The sequence below is a fragment of the Bacteroides sp. Phil13 genome, assembly GCF_001940965.1.
Taxonomy (GTDB): domain Bacteria; phylum Bacteroidota; class Bacteroidia; order Bacteroidales; family Bacteroidaceae; genus Bacteroides; species Bacteroides intestinalis.
Map to the genome: position 1 here is coordinate 181,092 of NZ_MSHA01000049.1, position 15,414 is coordinate 196,505.

Below are 15,414 nucleotides of genomic sequence, written 5' to 3' on the forward strand. Positions count from 1 at the left end.
TTCGTGATTTAATACAGAAATCCGAACAACCAGAGAGGTATCCGCTTGCCTGTTCCATATTCCACATTGTCTATTGCCAGATAGCTATTGGGAATATCCTTTATCTGTTCAAAGTTTTTTGTTTTTCCCCCTACCTCAAATGTATAAGTGTCATCTATCCGGAAATCTCCTTGTCCGGAGAAGGTTATTGTATGGTTCGCTTTCAGCTGATTGGCAAAAAAGGTTTCACGGATATTGCCTATGTCTGAGGTTGGAGCGAGTGCATACATCAGGTTGGTATTTTCCAGATATACCTTTTCCGGTTTGGTAAGCTGCTGCATATTATTCTTTTCGGAATAAAGCATGATGAGTAGGGCAGCGCGCTCCAATAGCTGGAACATGCGGGTGACTGCCTGCCTTGTTGTTTCTATACTTTCACCTACTTTGGTCATGTTGGGGCTGAAAGGAACCATTTGTGAAACAATCATCAATAGGCGTTTCATCTTTTTGATAGAAACATACTCTACCTTTTCTACCGCAGGCAGGTCATTTTCAAGAATGGTAGTAATGACTTGTTGCAGGCGTAGAGGATAGGAAGCCGGAGCTTCTTTATAGAAAGGATAATAGCCATGTCGCAAATATTCCTCAAATAGTGGAATGATAGTGATTTTCGAGACAATATCAGTAGCAATGTATATATGTTCTTTTAATATACGATCCAGTGGCAAAGCTGTAAATTTTCCTTTTCCTTCAAATTCCAGATATTCTCTAAATGATAGTCCTTGGAGTGTATAGAAAACGCATCTGCGGGATAAGTCGGCCATGGAAAAGTCAATTTGTAATAAAGAGGAACCGGTGAATACAATGTGAAGTTCGGGGTATCTGTCGTATATGTTTTTCAGCTCTTGTATCCAATTGTTGTATGGATAACGGTGTACTTCGTCAACAAACAGGTGAGTTCCGCCGTGGAGAAAGTGGTACTCTGCTAAATCTATCAGTCGGTGTTCGGTAAACCAAAGATCATCCAAGGATATATATATGGCTTGTTCGCTTTTTGGAAATAATTGCTTCATGCGCTGTAGCATCAAGGTTGTTTTTCCTACGCCACGCGCTCCCTTGATGCAAACCATGCGCGATGACCAGTCAATGATATCATATAAATAACGGACATGAGCCATGCTGACGGAGTTTACTAAGCGGGTAGAGTTAATATAAGCATCTGTTATTTCCATATTTATATAATTTTTGTTGTGTAGCAAAGATACGCAATGTTTTTTATAAAACACGTTTTTTACAGATAAACGTTATCTGCAAAACACGTTTTTCTGCAAAACACGTTTTCTGTAGATAACACTTTGAGATGTGGTACTTAAAAGATAACAGAACGATTATGCTCTTGAACCTTATTAAAAAAGAAACACGAGCCTCCCGACCCGTGTGCTTAAACTAATTGTTAACTTTAATTTCTGTATTTTTATTTTGCAATTGCCAATAGATTAGTTGTCAAGTCCATTTGTTTGTGGTCAACCAGAGTCCAATCTGATTTATTATCTTGCTTGTAGGCTTTGTAAGCCGTCGGCATATTTGCATCATTCAGTTCGTATACACTTTTCTGAATTGCTTCATCAAAAGCTTTGTGAGATTCGTTCCAGCGACCATAGTTCATTATTATTTCATTATCGCTGTACTGGTAAGTCATTTTGAAATAGGGTACCCATTCATCTTTTGCGCCATCCCATTTGGAAGCCTCTTTGCTTATCAAACGGTTCTGATCATCGTATGCAAAGGTGTACTGCATGTGGCGTTGGAGGTAAGAGTCATCTTTTTTGAAGATAGTTTTTGATGCTACCAATTCGCCGTTCATCACCTGATTTGTTATGAAACCATCCTGAGCTTTCACTTCGGAGTTAAGAACACTTGCTATCATAATAGCTACCAATGCGACTGCTTTAAATAAACTTGTAGTTTTCATAATCTTTATTTTTTAATTGTTACTAATTCTATTTGGTTTTCGCTCTTATCTGTTAGACGGAACTATTTGCTGAAAAGTGGCAGTTAATCTTTATTTTTTTTGCTGACCGCTTTCGCTTAATAAAAGTCAATTCCTGTGCCAAAGTAGTAATATGTTGATAATCAGTGATTGTTTGAAAGCATAACCTGTTCATTATCGGACAACTGTCCGCTTATTATCGAACAGTGATCGGAAATAAATCGAAATATTTATTCTTTTTGAAACATGAGTTCAAACATTTGGTACATAATCAATAACTCTTTATTGGTAAGGTGGCTATTTTTGTCTCCAAAATAATATACTATGAAGAATTTCTATTTGATTACCTTGTTTATGTGTTTAAGCAACTTGCAGGCATGGGCTACAGGTTCGTCGGAAAAGGCTGTGTATGACTTGATAGAACGGGTTACTCCGGGCTATGCTTCTCATTATCGGTTGGAAATAATACCGTCTGAGAATGGAAATGATGTCTATGAAGTGGATGGCGACGGGCAGAAAATTATCCTGCGGGGAAATAATGCCGTGTCTCTGGCAACTGCTTTTAACTGGTATCTGAAGTATACGTGCCATGCGCATGTATCTTGGTTTGGTAACCAATTGGAGTTACCTGCAAAGCTTCCACAGCCTGCACATAAGGAACGGAGAATTATTAATGGTAAATATCGCGTTTACATGAATTATTGCACAGTGAGCTATACTGCAGCATGGTGGAATTGGGAACGTTGGCAGCAAGAGTTGGATTATATGGCAATGAATGCTATCAATATGCCTCTGTTTTCTGTAGGACTGGATGGGGTATGGTATAATACACTGTTGCGCTTTAACTTTACGGAAGAGGAAGCACGTGCTTTTCTTACCGGACCGGGGCACTCGGCATGGCAGTGGATGCAGAATATTCAGAGCTATGGAGGTCCTTTGCCCAAATCAGTCATAGATAAACATGTGGCTTTGGGAAAAAAGATACTGGCACGTCAACTTGAATTGGGTATGCAACCTATTCAGCAGGGTTTTTCAGGATATGTACCGCGGGAATTGCAGAAGAAGTATCCGCAGGCTAAGATTAGTATGAAGCGGAAATGGTGCGGTTTCGATGGTACTGCTCAACTGGACCCGACTGATCCTTTGTTTCATGAGATGGGGTTAGCTTTTCTGGAAGAACAGGATAAGTTGTTCGGCAGTTACGGGGCATATGCCGCCGATCCTTTTCATGAGAGTGCCCCTCCGGTAGATACACCTGAATATTTAAAAAGCGTGGGACAGACCATACATAAGCTCTTCCAGACATTTGATACGGGAGCTTTATGGGTGATGCAGGCTTGGAGTATGCGAGAAGATATTGTGAAAGCAATTCCCAAGGAGTCTTTACTCATATTAGATTTGAATGGTTCGAAAACAGCTGCTAATGGTGGCTGGGGGTATCCGGTGATAGCCGGCAATCTTCATAATTTCGGGGGACGTATCAATATGCATGGTGACTTGGCGCTGCTTGCTTCCAATCAATACAAGAAAGCAAAAGCACGTTATCCGAATGTATGTGGCTCCGGGCTTTTTATGGAGGCTATCGAACAGAATCCTGTTTACTATGATCTGGCTTTTGAAATGCCTAACCATACTGACAGTATCCATTTACAGGAGTGGCTTGCTGCTTATGCCGAACGTCGCTATGGGGCGAAATCTGTTGCTGCCGAAAAAGCATGGATGTATCTGTTGGAGGGCCCTTATAGACGGGGTACAAATGGGACGGAAAGAAGTTCTATTGTAGCTGCCCGTCCGGCATTGGATGTAAAGAAGTCCGGGCCAAATGCAGGACTAGGCATTCCATACGAACCGATGTTGGTTATTCAGGCACAGGCTCAACTTTTGAAAGATGCTGATAAATTGGCTGCTTCCAAACCTTATCGTTTCGATATTGTAGATGTACAACGTCAAATGATGACGAATCTGGGGCAGTTAGTTCACAAGAAGGCGGCAGAAGCATTTATTGCTAAAGATAAAGCAGCTTTCACTTTGCACTCGGGACGTTTTCTTGAGTTATTGAGTGATATGGATGAGTTGCTTTATACGCGAAGTGAGTATAGCTTTGACAAATGGCTGATGGAGGCTCGTAGTTGGGGAGAGACAAAGGAGGAGAAAGACTTGATGGAACGTGATGCGACTTCTTTGGTAACTATTTGGGGAGCTGATGGTGATCCGCGTATTTTTGATTATTCGTGGCGTGAGTGGGCAGGGCTGATCAGTGGCTATTACTTGCCCCGTTGGCAGAAATTCTATACAATGTTGCAAGGGCATCTGGATGCAGGCACTGACTATCAGGAAGAAGGGTTGCCTCTGGCTTATGGCAGAGAGGATTTTCGCGCGAATGACTTTTATAATCAATTGGCGGATTGGGAATTGGCTTATGTGGTTCAGACAGATAAGGCACGAATACCTGTTACCCGTGGAGATGAGCTCGTTATTACCCGTCGTTTATTTGATAAATATCTGAAACTATCCCGTGAATATTATACGGATTTTTCGGGTGTGGAAGAAATAAAGGAAGAGCGTACTTACGAAAATGTTGGCGAGGAGTAATTGTTACTCCCCGCTCTTTTTCACTATGATTTTTGCTGCGTATTGTGTAGCGACATTTTTGCGGAAATCCATGAAATCTGTATTATCTTCTTTGGGATAATTTCCTTGATGGAACAATAGCCGGTGTACAATAAGAATATTTCCACCTTCTTCTAAGGTGATGGAAGAATGAAATTTGCCGAATTTAGTTTCCATATCTGTAGTTTTAGGTAGTGATTCTATTTCGTATCCTTCCGGTAACCGGATGTTGAGGCTGTCTATATCAAGATAACCGTAATTGATTTGAATATCTTGAGTACGCTCACCTTGGTTGCTTGGGCTATAGAAGCCTTTATGGAATATGTTGACGGGGATGAACAGACGCTTTCCGGTTTTATTTCCATACTGGCTGCTTTCGATGGTGTAATGAATATCCAGTTGAGGCTCTTTTTGTTTGGTCTCTTTGAAGCGAATATTATCTACTTTAGCTTGTACAAGACTGATGTCTGAGCGTAGCCAGTCTTTCTGCCGGGCAGGTTCTATGTTTATGATATCTGCTTTATCTTCATATTGAAACAGGCGTGAACTTTGTTTTACTTCGATTTTGGCGCTTCCATCCGGTTGAAGGGAGATGAGAGCGTCGTTGACTTGGGTGCTCAAGGAATCGGCATAGGTCGGTAGTCGGTAAAGTGTTCCGCCATCAGGGCCGATAAGTAAAGCATCATGTCCGGCTATGGAGTGATGTACATAACCCAAGGGCAGAGTAGGGTTAGTGCATTCGATCCAAAGTGTATCGTTAGGTAACGGCACTTGCAGGATGACGTGGTTATTCTGGTTGGCACTGGCAAAATCGGCTAACAGGCGTCTGTTTGTAGTACTGATTACAGTATAAGTAGATGGAATTCCTAACTCTGTAAGCATGGCACGCATATAGTTGGATAGTCCTTTACAATCACCGAATCCGGTACGGTGTACATCGGCAGCGGCAATGGGCTGTAGGCCACCGATACCGAGTTGTATGCTGACATAACGTGTAGTGGATGCAAGATACTGGTATACTGCGGCTATTTTCTCATAAGGGGTATTGCAGTTTGCTGTCCGCCTTTGCAGTTCTTCTTTTAGTGCCGGGGGAATCTGATCTCTGCCGCTTAGTAACTGATATTGCCATGCGCCGTATGTTTGCCAGTTATCCATACTTCCTTTAGTTCCTTCAAAAGAGAAATTCCGGGGAGTGAAATAGATGCGTGGCAATAGTTCGGAGAGGGCAGGGCTGTAAGGCTCTTTCTGAATGGCGGGTAGGGACTGAACTTTAACTTCCGTCAGCCAGTTTCCGTCCGTCGTTTGCTTTTGGCTGACCTCTGCCTGCATATTGATTGTACGGTAACGACAGGGATTATCGGCCGGAGTGAGAATGCGATAACTTGCTTGTGCGACGGACTGGTTATAATTCTTTTGTGGTAGGAAACTGGGATAGCCGATGAGACCGTCGCTGTTCTTTATTTCCCATTCATAGGTGATGGTTATAGGGTATCGCGATGGAGTGTATTCAAAGAAATAATAATAATCGTCGCTAACAAGTTCATCCGAGTATTCGGTAACTTTCAGCTCACTCTTTTTTATCTTACGGATGACGTTGCCGGAGGCATCGCGGACTTCTCCGGAGAATTTCTTTAAAGAGGAAAAGCGGTCGCACATACAGACAAAAGAGGCATCTCCTTTCCCTTTTCCATCCAGTATTTGTATTACGCGTTTCTCTTTCTGAATGGCATCGGTAGGAGAGGTACATACAATATCCGTTACGGCATCCTGTATGATGGAATAAGCATTGGCATGTAAATCTGTTTGGGCGTGCAGACCACTGGAACAAACGGTGGCTTGTAACAGAAATCCGATCAAGAACTTGTTTGTTTTCATAAATCTCTCTATTAGAGTTTCTTTAAAACCATTATTTCATTATTCTTCTTTACTATTATTTCCCATAATTGCTGCAGTTCGGGATAATCGGTATTCAGGAATAATAGCTTTTGCAACCTGAAAAGGTATCTGAGAGTGACCTGATTGTTTTGCTGGGTGATGGTATACCGGCAGAATACTTTCTCATCACCTGTTTGCACCCTTAGACCTTCCGGCTTCTCATCTACTACATATCCCTCCGGGATAGTCAGATTAGCGGTCAGTGACAGATGGTCCGTATAAGGAAATTCTACAGGGAGCTTTCTTTCTGATTGTTTGAAAGGGGATTCGGAAACATGCAGGAATACAAGCGGATTGACGTAAATAAACTGGTCGTTAACTGTAGATTGTTTTTCGAATTCCATTACTTCACGTACTTGTGGTGAGAAGTAATTTCTTCCTTCTATCTGGAGTGACTTGACCTGTATGTTTTCTTCGGAAGCCAGCTTGTTGACAAAGTCGGTGCTGTCCTTTGCCGTGCGGAACTTATTCCGTAAGCGGGAAGCATACTGACCTGCATAAAGTGTTTCGCGTGTACCAGAAATGGTACCTTCAGGAGAAATGCTGGCAATAACGGCGGATCTCAACTGGTTTGTTCCGAGAGCTTCCAGATTAACCCATTGACTGTGGTTACCCGGAATGATGACCCGGGCGCGGTTGGTCATAAGTAGAGGAGGCAGTACATTGAGGTAGCCGTCTTCTACTGAACTGTCCAGATAAACCAAGGTGGTGTCTGTGTGGGCAATACCTACGATGAAAGTATTTAGTTTCTGAAGGCTGGGGTGGGTCAGGGGGAGTATGCCCATATTCCGTCGGCTCATTACTACTGGATAGGCAGGTATTCCGGCATCTGTCAGCATACTGATGAGGATGAAGTTTAAATCAGCATTGCTTCCTGTGCCCTCTTTCAGTATTTGTTTTGGGGCTTTACCGTATAAGTTGTATTTCTCATTCCATCTCACCTTATTTTTGAGTAGCGTGTAGATGGCACATATCTTTTCTTCTGTTCCTTTCATCTGTTCAAGATGTAGTGCATTCATCTCTTCTTTAAGAGGATTGCTCATTTTCAGTCTGCCACCGAATTCATTGTCTTTGAGCAATGCTTCATCAATTTGTTCCCAGCTTTTTGTGAACGATTGATAGAGAGAGCCGGGAAAATCAATTCCCAGTAGTTCTAAATTTACCTGTGTACAGTAGTCATCTGCACACCACACGTAACTGTCGTCTTTCAAGGCGGGTAGTTGAGTTCCCCGAAAATTCATGTGTGATCCGGTGCATTGGAAGAACTGCCCCCCGATAGAGAGACTGAGAGAAGTGGATTCGCTTTTTGTCTCCAGGCTCTCCATGCCGCGCATGTCTGTATTGAACTTGAAATATTCGGGAATGATTATATCGTATTCGGTATATAAAGTAGGAATGTCACTTTGTGCTTTCCAACTGTCGATGGTAAAGAAGAAGTCTGATTCTAACCGGTATTCATATTCTATCAGAGTCCCTGCTTTTACTTGCGGGATGGAGAATTTCAGAGTCATCTGGTTTTCGCTGAGGCGCTCTTTGAATATCATATCTTTTTTCATTTTGGTACGTACCATTTTTCCGTTTTCCATATTATAAGCGCTGGCATCCAAACCAATGATATTTTCTCTCATGGTGTTGTTTGGCAAGTCATAGTAGGGAATCGTAACATTGGCATAAGATGTACCTTCCGGTTTGAGTACCTTGATTTTTACTTTATACTCAGAAACGAGGCGGAAGCTTTCTAGCCCCCATTTGTAGCTGACATTGGTCAGTTTACATAGAATAACGGCTGTGGCATTAGAGTCGGGCGCATAAGTAGTCATGGTCAACTCTTCCATGGTAGGTTTTCCAAACTTTAGATTGGGAATAATTGTTTGCTCGTCGGCAAATAGTTGGAGACAGCAAAGATAGCATAGTAAAGTCAATAAAGCGTTTTTCATATAGTTTTGAATAGAGTGTTGTTGTTTCCGCAAATATATGTTTTTTTTATTTAAAACAAGCGTTTGTTCCTCTCTTTTATTAAAACTCCTTAAAGAAAGCCCGTAGCGTCACTTTTTATTTGTTATTTTGCACCAAATTCGGGTATAGTGTGGTCTGATTGATTCGGGCTGCATTTCATTATTGCATAATGTTCAATGAATAAACTCACCATAAAAGTCTGTCCGGTATGTGGTAGTGCACATATAGAGCGTGCTATGACTTGCATAGATCATTATGCTTCCAGCGAAGCATTCTATCTGTGTCGTTGTCAGGATTGTAGCTTTCTCTTTACGCAGGATTTCCCCGTGGAAGCCGAGATAGGCAGATATTATGAAACTCCCGATTACATTTCCCATTCCGATACGAAAAAAGGCCTTATGAACAGGGTGTACCACTGGGTGCGTAGCTATATGCTGGGCCGTAAGGCACGCTTGGTGGTTCGCGAAGCACATCGTAAGGAAGGACGTCTGCTGGATATCGGTACGGGAACAGGATATTTTGCCGATGCTATGCAGAAGCGAGGCTGGCAGGTGGAGGCAGTGGAAAGGAATGCGCAGGCACGCGTATTTGCTAAGGAACACTTCAATCTGGATATAAAGCCTGATACCGCATTGCAGGATTTTGCTCCCGGCAGCTTTGATGTCATTACTTTGTGGCACGTTATGGAGCATTTGGAACATTTGAATGAGACGTGGGATACATTGAATAAACTCCTGACGGAAAAGGGTGTACTGATTATCGCAGTGCCTAACTGTTCTTCTTATGACGCTAAGAAGTATGGTGCACATTGGGCTGCTTATGATGTTCCGCGCCATTTGTGGCATTTTACGCCGGGTACCATTCAGAAGTTGGGTGCCAAGCATGAGCTTATATTGGCTGCACGCTATCCGATGCCATTTGATGCATTCTATGTATCGATGTTGAGTGAAAAGTATATGGGACGTTCTCTGTCTTTCTTCCGGGGTATGCTTAGTGGCACGCTGGCATGGTTCAGTGCATTGGGAAGCAAGGAGCGGAGCAGTTCGATGATTTATGTATTCAGAAAGAAACAGAAGTAGGGGGAATAAGATAAAAGGTGATAGGGTGGTAAAGTGATAGAGTGATAGAGTGATAAGAAGGTGATAAAGGAAGAAATGAAGGTATGAAGACGAAAAGCAAAAATAATTCCGTATCCTATTTTGATATGCAGTTCATTACCTCCAGTATCAGTACTACGTTGGTATTGCTGTTGTTGGGGTTGGTGGTGTTTTTCGTGCTGACTGCCCATAATCTGTCTGTGTATGTGAAGGAGAATATCAATTTTTCTATTATCATTAGTGATGATATGAAGGAGGCGGATATTCTGAAGTTACAAAAGAGGCTGGATAAGGAAGTGTTTGTACGGTCTACGGAGTATATTTCGAAGAAGCAGGCGCTTCGCGAGCAGATTGAAGCAATGGGAACAGACCCGCAAGATTTTCTGGGTTATAATCCGCTTCATGCATCTATCGAAGTGAAGTTGCACTCTGATTATGCGAATACCGACAGTATAGCTAAAATAGAGAAACAGATAAAGAAGAATACCAATGTACAGGAAGTGCGTTACCAGGAAGATCTGATAAACATGGTCAATGAGAATATCCGCAACATAAGCCTGATGTTACTGGGGTTGGCGGTATTATTGGCGTTCATATCCTTTGCATTGATTAATAATACCATCCGGTTGACAATCTATTCCAAGCGCTTTCTCATTCATACAATGAAATTGGTAGGGGCGAGTTGGAGTTTTATACGCCGTCCGTTCCTGTGGCGTAACTTTTGGATAGGCGTATTGGCTGCTGTCATTGCCGATGGGATTTTGTGGGGTGCTGCCTACTGGTTGGTGGTGTATGAGCCAGATTTGATCAGTGTTATTACGCCTAATGTTATGATGCTGGTTTCCGTATCGGTGCTTGTGTTCGGGGTGTGCATTACGTGGTTCTGTGCATACCTGTCCATTAATAAGTTCCTGCGGATGAAGGCAAGTACACTGTATTACATATAAGTATAATTGCTTCAATCGGAACTATACATGAATGGAAAAATAAGAAATGTTTTGAATGAAGTTAAACCGTAAATAATTAAATCATAAATAAAGAGATGAGTAAACAGAAATTTGCTTTCGATAAAACCAACTTTATCCTGCTTGCAGTTGCAATGGCGGTAGTGATTATCGGCTTTATCCTGATGACCGGTCCGGTGTCTACACCGACGCACTTTGAACCGGATATTTTTAGTGCAAGACGTATTAAAGTTGCTCCGGTGGTTTGCCTTGCGGGCTTCTTACTTATGATATATGCAGTGTTGCGTAAACCGCGTGACAAGCAAACGGATAATGAAGGAATGAAAGAATGAAATGCTATGTGTGGGAGGATGTGCCTTCTATCATAAATTATAAATCATAAATAAACTACATGGAATGGTTTGAGGCGCTCATCCTTGGGATAATCCAGGGTTTGACAGAGTATTTGCCGGTAAGTAGTAGCGGACATTTGGCTATCGGTTCGGCATTATTTGGTATTGAAGGGGAAGAAAATCTGGCATTTACGGTAGTAGTACATGTGGCTACGGTGTTCAGTACGCTGGTAGTTCTGTGGAAAGAGATAGAATGGATTTTCAAGGGGCTGTTCAAGTGGCAGATGAATGAAGAGACACGCTATGTAATTAATATCCTGATTTCTATGGTGCCCATCGGTATTGTAGGTGTATTTTTTAAAGATGAGGTGGAAGCGGTCTTTGGTTCAGGTTTACTGATCGTAGGCTGTATGTTGCTGGTGACGGCTGCTTTATTGTCTTTCTCTTATTATTATAAGCCGAAGCAGAAAGAGAATATTTCTATGAAAGATGCATTCATTATCGGTTTGGCTCAGGCTTGTGCTGTACTTCCCGGACTTTCACGTTCCGGAACTACAATTGCTACAGGGTTATTGCTGGGCGATAATAAGGCAAAGTTGGCTCAGTTCTCGTTCCTGATGGTGATGCCACCGATATTGGGTGAAGGCCTGCTAGATGGTATGAAGTTGATGAAAGGCGAAGATATTGCCGGAAGTATTTCAACGTTGTCATTGTTGATAGGCTTCATTGCGGCTTTTGTATCGGGTTGTTTGGCTTGTAAGTGGATGATTAATATTGTGAAAAAGGGGAAACTGATATACTTCGCGGTTTATTGTGCGATTGCCGGTATTGTGACCCTTGTACTTTCACAAATGCAAGGATAGCAGATGAAGTTTAAAGAAGGAGAAGTACTCTATTTCAATAAACCGTTGGGATGGACTTCGTTTAAAGTTGTGGGACATGCGCGTTACCACATCTGCCGACGGATGAAAGTGAAGAAATTGAAAGTAGGCCATGCCGGTACACTCGATCCTTTGGCTACAGGGGTGATGATTGTCTGCACAGGTAAGGCTACGAAGCGAATTGAAGAGTTTCAGTACCATACGAAGGAATATGTTGCCACCATTCAGTTGGGCGCCACCACTCCTTCCTACGATCTGGAACACGAGATAGATGCCACTTACCCTACGGAGCATATTACGCGGGAGTTGGTGGAAGAGACGTTGAAGACATTTATCGGTGAGATACAACAAGTGCCTCCCGCCTTTTCAGCCTGTATGGTGAATGGCAAACGTGCTTATGATCTGGCACGTAAAGGTGAAGAGGTAGAGTTGAAGCCGAAGTTGTTGGTGATTGACGAGATAGAGTTGCTGGAATGTAACTTGCCGGAGATTAAAGTCCGCGTGGTGTGTAGCAAGGGTACGTATATCCGTGCCCTGGCACGTGACATCGGTGAAGCGCTGAATAGTGGTGCTCATCTTACGGCTTTGGAACGTACTCGCGTAGGCGATGTCCGATTGGAAGATTGCCTTGACCCGATGAATTTTAAAGAGTGGATAGATGCTCAGGAGATAGAAATTGAAGAATAACTTAAAGAAAGAATAGATATGAAACTGTCGCAATTTAAATTTAAGCTTCCGGAAGAGAAGATTGCTTTGCACCCTACAAAGTATAGAGATGAATCGCGCCTTATGGTGCTTCACAGAAAGACAGGTGAGATTGAGCACAAGGAATTCAAAGATGTTCTGAACTACTTTGATGACAAAGATGTGTTCATCTTCAATGATACGAAAGTATTCCCTGCCCGCCTGTATGGTAATAAGGAAAAGACCGGTGCCCGTATCGAGGTATTCCTTCTTCGCGAGCTGAACGAAGAACTCCGTTTGTGGGATGTATTGGTAGACCCTGCCCGTAAGATACGTATCGGCAATAAGCTGTATTTCGGTGACGACGATTCTATGGTGGCTGAAGTTATTGACAATACGACTTCTCGCGGTCGTACGCTCCGTTTCCTTTATGACGGTCCGCACGATGAGTTTAAGAAAGCTTTGTACGCACTGGGCGAAACCCCACTGCCGCATAGCATTATCAATCGTCCTGTAGAACCGGATGATTCAGAACGTTTCCAGTCTATCTTTGCTCGCAATGAAGGTGCGGTAACGGCTCCTACTGCCAGTCTGCACTTCAGCCGTGAACTGATGAAGCGCTTGGAAATCAAGGGTATCGATTTTGCTTATATTACTCTTCATGCTGGTTTGGGTAATTTCCGCGACATTGATGTGGAAGACCTCACGAAGCATAAGACGGACTCTGAACAAATGGTTGTGAACGAAGAAGCCGTCAGCATTGTGAACCGTGCCAAGGATATGAACAGACAGGTTTGTGCCGTGGGTACTACCGTGATGCGTGCTATCGAGAGCACCGTAAGTACAGACGGACATCTGAAACCGTACGAAGGCTGGACGAACAAGTTCATCTTCCCTCCTTACGACTTTACAGTGGCAAATGCGATGATTTCCAATTTCCACATGCCGCTTTCTACTTTGTTGATGATTGTTGCTGCTTTCGGTGGATACGATCAGGTAATGGAGGCGTATAATGTGGCTCTGAAGGAAGGTTACCGTTTCGGTACGTATGGCGATGCGATGTTGATTACGGATAAGTAATGTACGTCTATTTCAGTTTAGGGACTAACTTAGGCAATAAGGAGCAGAATCTCCGTCTTGCCGTGCAATATATTGAGAAGCGGATAGGGAAAGTGATTTCCCTGTCCGCTTTTTATGCTACTGCTCCGTGGGGGTTCTCCTCGGACAATGCTTTCCTGAATGCTGCTGTCTGTATAGAAACTATGCTTTCTCCCTTAGAGGTACTTTCTGAGTCGCAGTCCATTGAGCGGGAGATGGGACGTATTCATAAATCTGTAAATGGTGTGTATAGTGACCGTGTGATAGATGTCGACTTGTTGTTGTATGATGATCTTATTCTGGATACCCCTACATTGAAACTTCCCCATCCGTTGATGCAGGAACGTGCTTTTGTGATGGAACCGCTGGCGGAAATTGCCCCTGATGTACTGCATCCTGTGTTAAAAAAGACTATGCAGGAGCTTTATAGGACACTTGTGTCTCAGAAATAGAATACTTGTGTTACAAAAATGAAATACTTGTGTTGTAGGAATAGAATGCTTGTGTTATAAAAACAGTATGAAGAATAAATATCGCAACTTGTTCTTGCTTTTTGGTGTGCTGGCTATCGTTGTCATGCTTTGCACGATGGATATGGATTATTCCGATATATGGGAGCATCTGAAGCGCGTGGGCTTTTGGTTTCCTGTGATCATGCTGTTGTGGTTCTTTGTCTATCTGATAAATACCTGTTCGTGGTATCTGATAATCAGGGATGACCGTAAGTATCGCGTTCCTTTCTGGACGGTCTGCAAACTGTCGATCACCGGTTTTGCCATCAATTATGCCACGCCCGGCGGACTGATGGGAGGCGAACCGTACCGGATTATGGAGCTGACTCCCTATGTGGGTGTAAGTAAGGCTACCTCTTCCGTCATTCTGTACGTGATGATGCATATCTTTTCTCACTTCTGGTTTTGGTTTCTTTCCATATTCTTATATATCTTCCTGTATCCTGTGAATACCTTTATGTCGATATTGCTCACTGCAATAGGAGCATTCTGCCTGCTGGCTATCTATTTCTTTGCCCGAGGATATAAGAATGGAATGACGGTGAAGACTTTCCGGTTTCTGCAGAAGGTACCGTTTGTCAAACGGTGGGCACATCGTTTCATTGTGAAACAAAAAGATACTCTGGAACAGATTGATAGTCAGATAGCCTTGTTGCATAGCCAACATAAGATTACTTTCTACAGTTCGCTGCTGTTGGAGCTTTCGGCACGCATATTCTCCAGCCTTGAAATATACATCATTCTGCGCGTCTTCACCCCGGAAGTGAGTGGATGGGATTGTGTGTTGATATTGGCTTTCTCCTCGCTGTTCAGCAATCTGATATTCTTCTTCCCGATGCAGCTGGGGGCGCGTGAAGGTGGACTGGCCCTGGCTGTAGATGGCTTACATATGTCTCCGGCACTGGGTGTTTATGTGGGACTGATTACCCGGCTGCGTGAACTGTTATGGATCGTTATCGGCATGGTATTGATAAAGGTTGGCAATAGAAAACCGGGTGATCCGCCTTCTTCCGAATGTTAAAGCCTCTTCAGGCATCCCGATCACTTTACCTACAAGTGGGTATTCTGTTTATAGAAGTGTTAATACTTTCCTGATTATATACTATATTCATCGAAAACCTTTATCTTTGCACCCGAAAATGAAATGTGGAAAGATTTGAGTAGCTTGCAACCACAGAAAAAAATGCTAAAACAACATCCTTTTCTGACGGCTCCGTGCTGATGCTTCTACTCACATTTATCTCCATACTTCTTTTAATTTTTAATTTCTAATTTTTAATTTGAAATGGGATATTTATTCACATCCGAATCGGTGTCTGAAGGACACCCCGACAAAGTGGCCGATCAAATATCGGACGCTGTGCTTGACAAACTG

General features: G+C 42.8%; 14 protein-coding genes. 10 read left to right on the forward strand and 4 right to left on the reverse strand.

The window, feature by feature from the left end; translation table 11 throughout:
• Positions 1-8: 8 nt before the first annotated feature.
• Positions 9-1,211, reverse strand: coding sequence for an ATP-binding protein (locus BWI44_RS09480; protein WP_229036099.1), 1,203 nt, complete (start codon positions 1,209-1,211; stop codon positions 9-11).
• 242 nt (positions 1,212-1,453) lie between these two features.
• Positions 1,454-1,951, reverse strand: coding sequence for a DUF3836 domain-containing protein (locus BWI44_RS09485; protein WP_286813082.1), 498 nt, complete (start codon positions 1,949-1,951; stop codon positions 1,454-1,456).
• Between the two features lie 372 nt (positions 1,952-2,323).
• Between BWI44_RS09485 and BWI44_RS09490 the strand changes: the two genes are divergently transcribed.
• A complete protein-coding gene (locus BWI44_RS09490) occupies positions 2,324-4,561 on the forward strand; it encodes an alpha-N-acetylglucosaminidase (RefSeq protein ID WP_394368899.1) in 2,238 nt (745 codons plus the stop codon).
• Positions 4,562-4,564: 3 nt separating this feature from the next.
• On the opposite strand, the gene BWI44_RS09495 is transcribed toward BWI44_RS09490, so the two are convergent.
• The gene (locus BWI44_RS09495; protein WP_117692695.1) at positions 4,565-6,454 is read right to left on the reverse strand and encodes a DUF3858 domain-containing protein; all 1,890 of its coding nucleotides are present in this window, start codon (positions 6,452-6,454) and stop codon (positions 4,565-4,567) included.
• 11 nt (positions 6,455-6,465) lie between these two features.
• The gene (locus BWI44_RS09500; protein ID WP_195208662.1) at positions 6,466-8,451 is read right to left on the reverse strand and encodes a DUF3858 domain-containing protein; all 1,986 of its coding nucleotides are present in this window, start codon (positions 8,449-8,451) and stop codon (positions 6,466-6,468) included.
• Positions 8,452-8,646: 195 nt separating this feature from the next.
• Between BWI44_RS09500 and BWI44_RS09505 the strand changes: the two genes are divergently transcribed.
• From BWI44_RS09505 to BWI44_RS09545, 9 genes are all read left to right on the forward strand, one after another.
• A complete protein-coding gene (locus BWI44_RS09505) occupies positions 8,647-9,549 on the forward strand; it encodes a class I SAM-dependent methyltransferase (RefSeq protein ID WP_195208663.1) in 903 nt (300 codons plus the stop codon).
• Positions 9,550-9,632: 83 nt separating this feature from the next.
• On the forward strand, positions 9,633-10,514 hold the full coding sequence (locus BWI44_RS09510; RefSeq protein ID WP_007661027.1) for a cell division protein FtsX: 882 nt from the start codon (positions 9,633-9,635) through the stop codon (positions 10,512-10,514).
• A 95-nt stretch (positions 10,515-10,609) separates the two neighbouring features.
• Positions 10,610-10,864 carry a DUF3098 domain-containing protein gene (locus BWI44_RS09515; protein ID WP_007661024.1) on the forward strand — a complete coding sequence of 85 codons (255 nt, stop codon included), beginning with the start codon at positions 10,610-10,612 and terminating at the stop codon, positions 10,862-10,864.
• Between the two features lie 59 nt (positions 10,865-10,923).
• Positions 10,924-11,727, forward strand: coding sequence for an undecaprenyl-diphosphate phosphatase (locus tag BWI44_RS09520; RefSeq protein WP_115503664.1), 804 nt, complete (start codon positions 10,924-10,926; stop codon positions 11,725-11,727).
• Between the two features lie 3 nt (positions 11,728-11,730).
• On the forward strand, positions 11,731-12,432 hold the full coding sequence (gene truB / locus BWI44_RS09525) for a tRNA pseudouridine(55) synthase TruB (protein ID WP_007661020.1): 702 nt from the start codon (positions 11,731-11,733) through the stop codon (positions 12,430-12,432).
• An 18-nt stretch (positions 12,433-12,450) separates the two neighbouring features.
• On the forward strand, positions 12,451-13,509 hold the full coding sequence (gene queA, locus BWI44_RS09530) for a tRNA preQ1(34) S-adenosylmethionine ribosyltransferase-isomerase QueA (RefSeq protein ID WP_007661017.1): 1,059 nt from the start codon (positions 12,451-12,453) through the stop codon (positions 13,507-13,509).
• Complete coding sequence (folK, locus tag BWI44_RS09535; RefSeq protein ID WP_007661014.1) at positions 13,509-13,979, forward strand: 2-amino-4-hydroxy-6-hydroxymethyldihydropteridine diphosphokinase; 471 nt, start codon at positions 13,509-13,511, stop codon at positions 13,977-13,979. Before queA ends, folK begins: the two co-directional genes overlap by 1 nt.
• Positions 13,980-14,046: 67 nt before the next feature.
• Complete coding sequence (locus BWI44_RS09540; RefSeq protein ID WP_286813090.1) at positions 14,047-15,060, forward strand: lysylphosphatidylglycerol synthase transmembrane domain-containing protein; 1,014 nt, start codon at positions 14,047-14,049, stop codon at positions 15,058-15,060.
• Between the two features lie 264 nt (positions 15,061-15,324).
• On the forward strand, positions 15,325-15,414 hold a 90-nt coding region (locus tag BWI44_RS09545; RefSeq protein WP_286813093.1), incomplete at its 3' end, for an S-adenosylmethionine synthetase N-terminal domain-containing protein.

Bases quoted from the DNA above. Each gene is read 5' to 3' on its own strand.
- BWI44_RS09490 (WP_394368899.1), top strand. From the start codon at position 2,324: ATGTGTTTAAGCAACTTGCAGGCATGGGCTACAGGTTCGTCGGAAAAG.
- BWI44_RS09495 (WP_117692695.1), bottom strand. From the start codon at position 6,454: ATGAAAACAAACAAGTTCTTGATCGGATTTCTGTTACAAGCCACCGTT.
- BWI44_RS09480 (WP_229036099.1), bottom strand. From the start codon at position 1,211: ATGGAAATAACAGATGCTTATATTAACTCTACCCGCTTAGTAAACTCC.
- BWI44_RS09515 (WP_007661024.1), top strand. From the start codon at position 10,610: ATGAGTAAACAGAAATTTGCTTTCGATAAAACCAACTTTATCCTGCTT.
- folK (WP_007661014.1), top strand. From the start codon at position 13,509: ATGTACGTCTATTTCAGTTTAGGGACTAACTTAGGCAATAAGGAGCAG.
- BWI44_RS09505 (WP_195208663.1), top strand. From the start codon at position 8,647: ATGAATAAACTCACCATAAAAGTCTGTCCGGTATGTGGTAGTGCACAT.
- queA (WP_007661017.1), top strand. From the start codon at position 12,451: ATGAAACTGTCGCAATTTAAATTTAAGCTTCCGGAAGAGAAGATTGCT.
- BWI44_RS09485 (WP_286813082.1), bottom strand. From the start codon at position 1,951: ATGAAAACTACAAGTTTATTTAAAGCAGTCGCATTGGTAGCTATTATG.
- BWI44_RS09510 (WP_007661027.1), top strand. From the start codon at position 9,633: ATGAAGACGAAAAGCAAAAATAATTCCGTATCCTATTTTGATATGCAG.
- BWI44_RS09540 (WP_286813090.1), top strand. From the start codon at position 14,047: ATGAAGAATAAATATCGCAACTTGTTCTTGCTTTTTGGTGTGCTGGCT.
- truB (WP_007661020.1), top strand. From the start codon at position 11,731: ATGAAGTTTAAAGAAGGAGAAGTACTCTATTTCAATAAACCGTTGGGA.
- BWI44_RS09520 (WP_115503664.1), top strand. From the start codon at position 10,924: ATGGAATGGTTTGAGGCGCTCATCCTTGGGATAATCCAGGGTTTGACA.
- BWI44_RS09500 (WP_195208662.1), bottom strand. From the start codon at position 8,451: ATGAAAAACGCTTTATTGACTTTACTATGCTATCTTTGCTGTCTCCAA.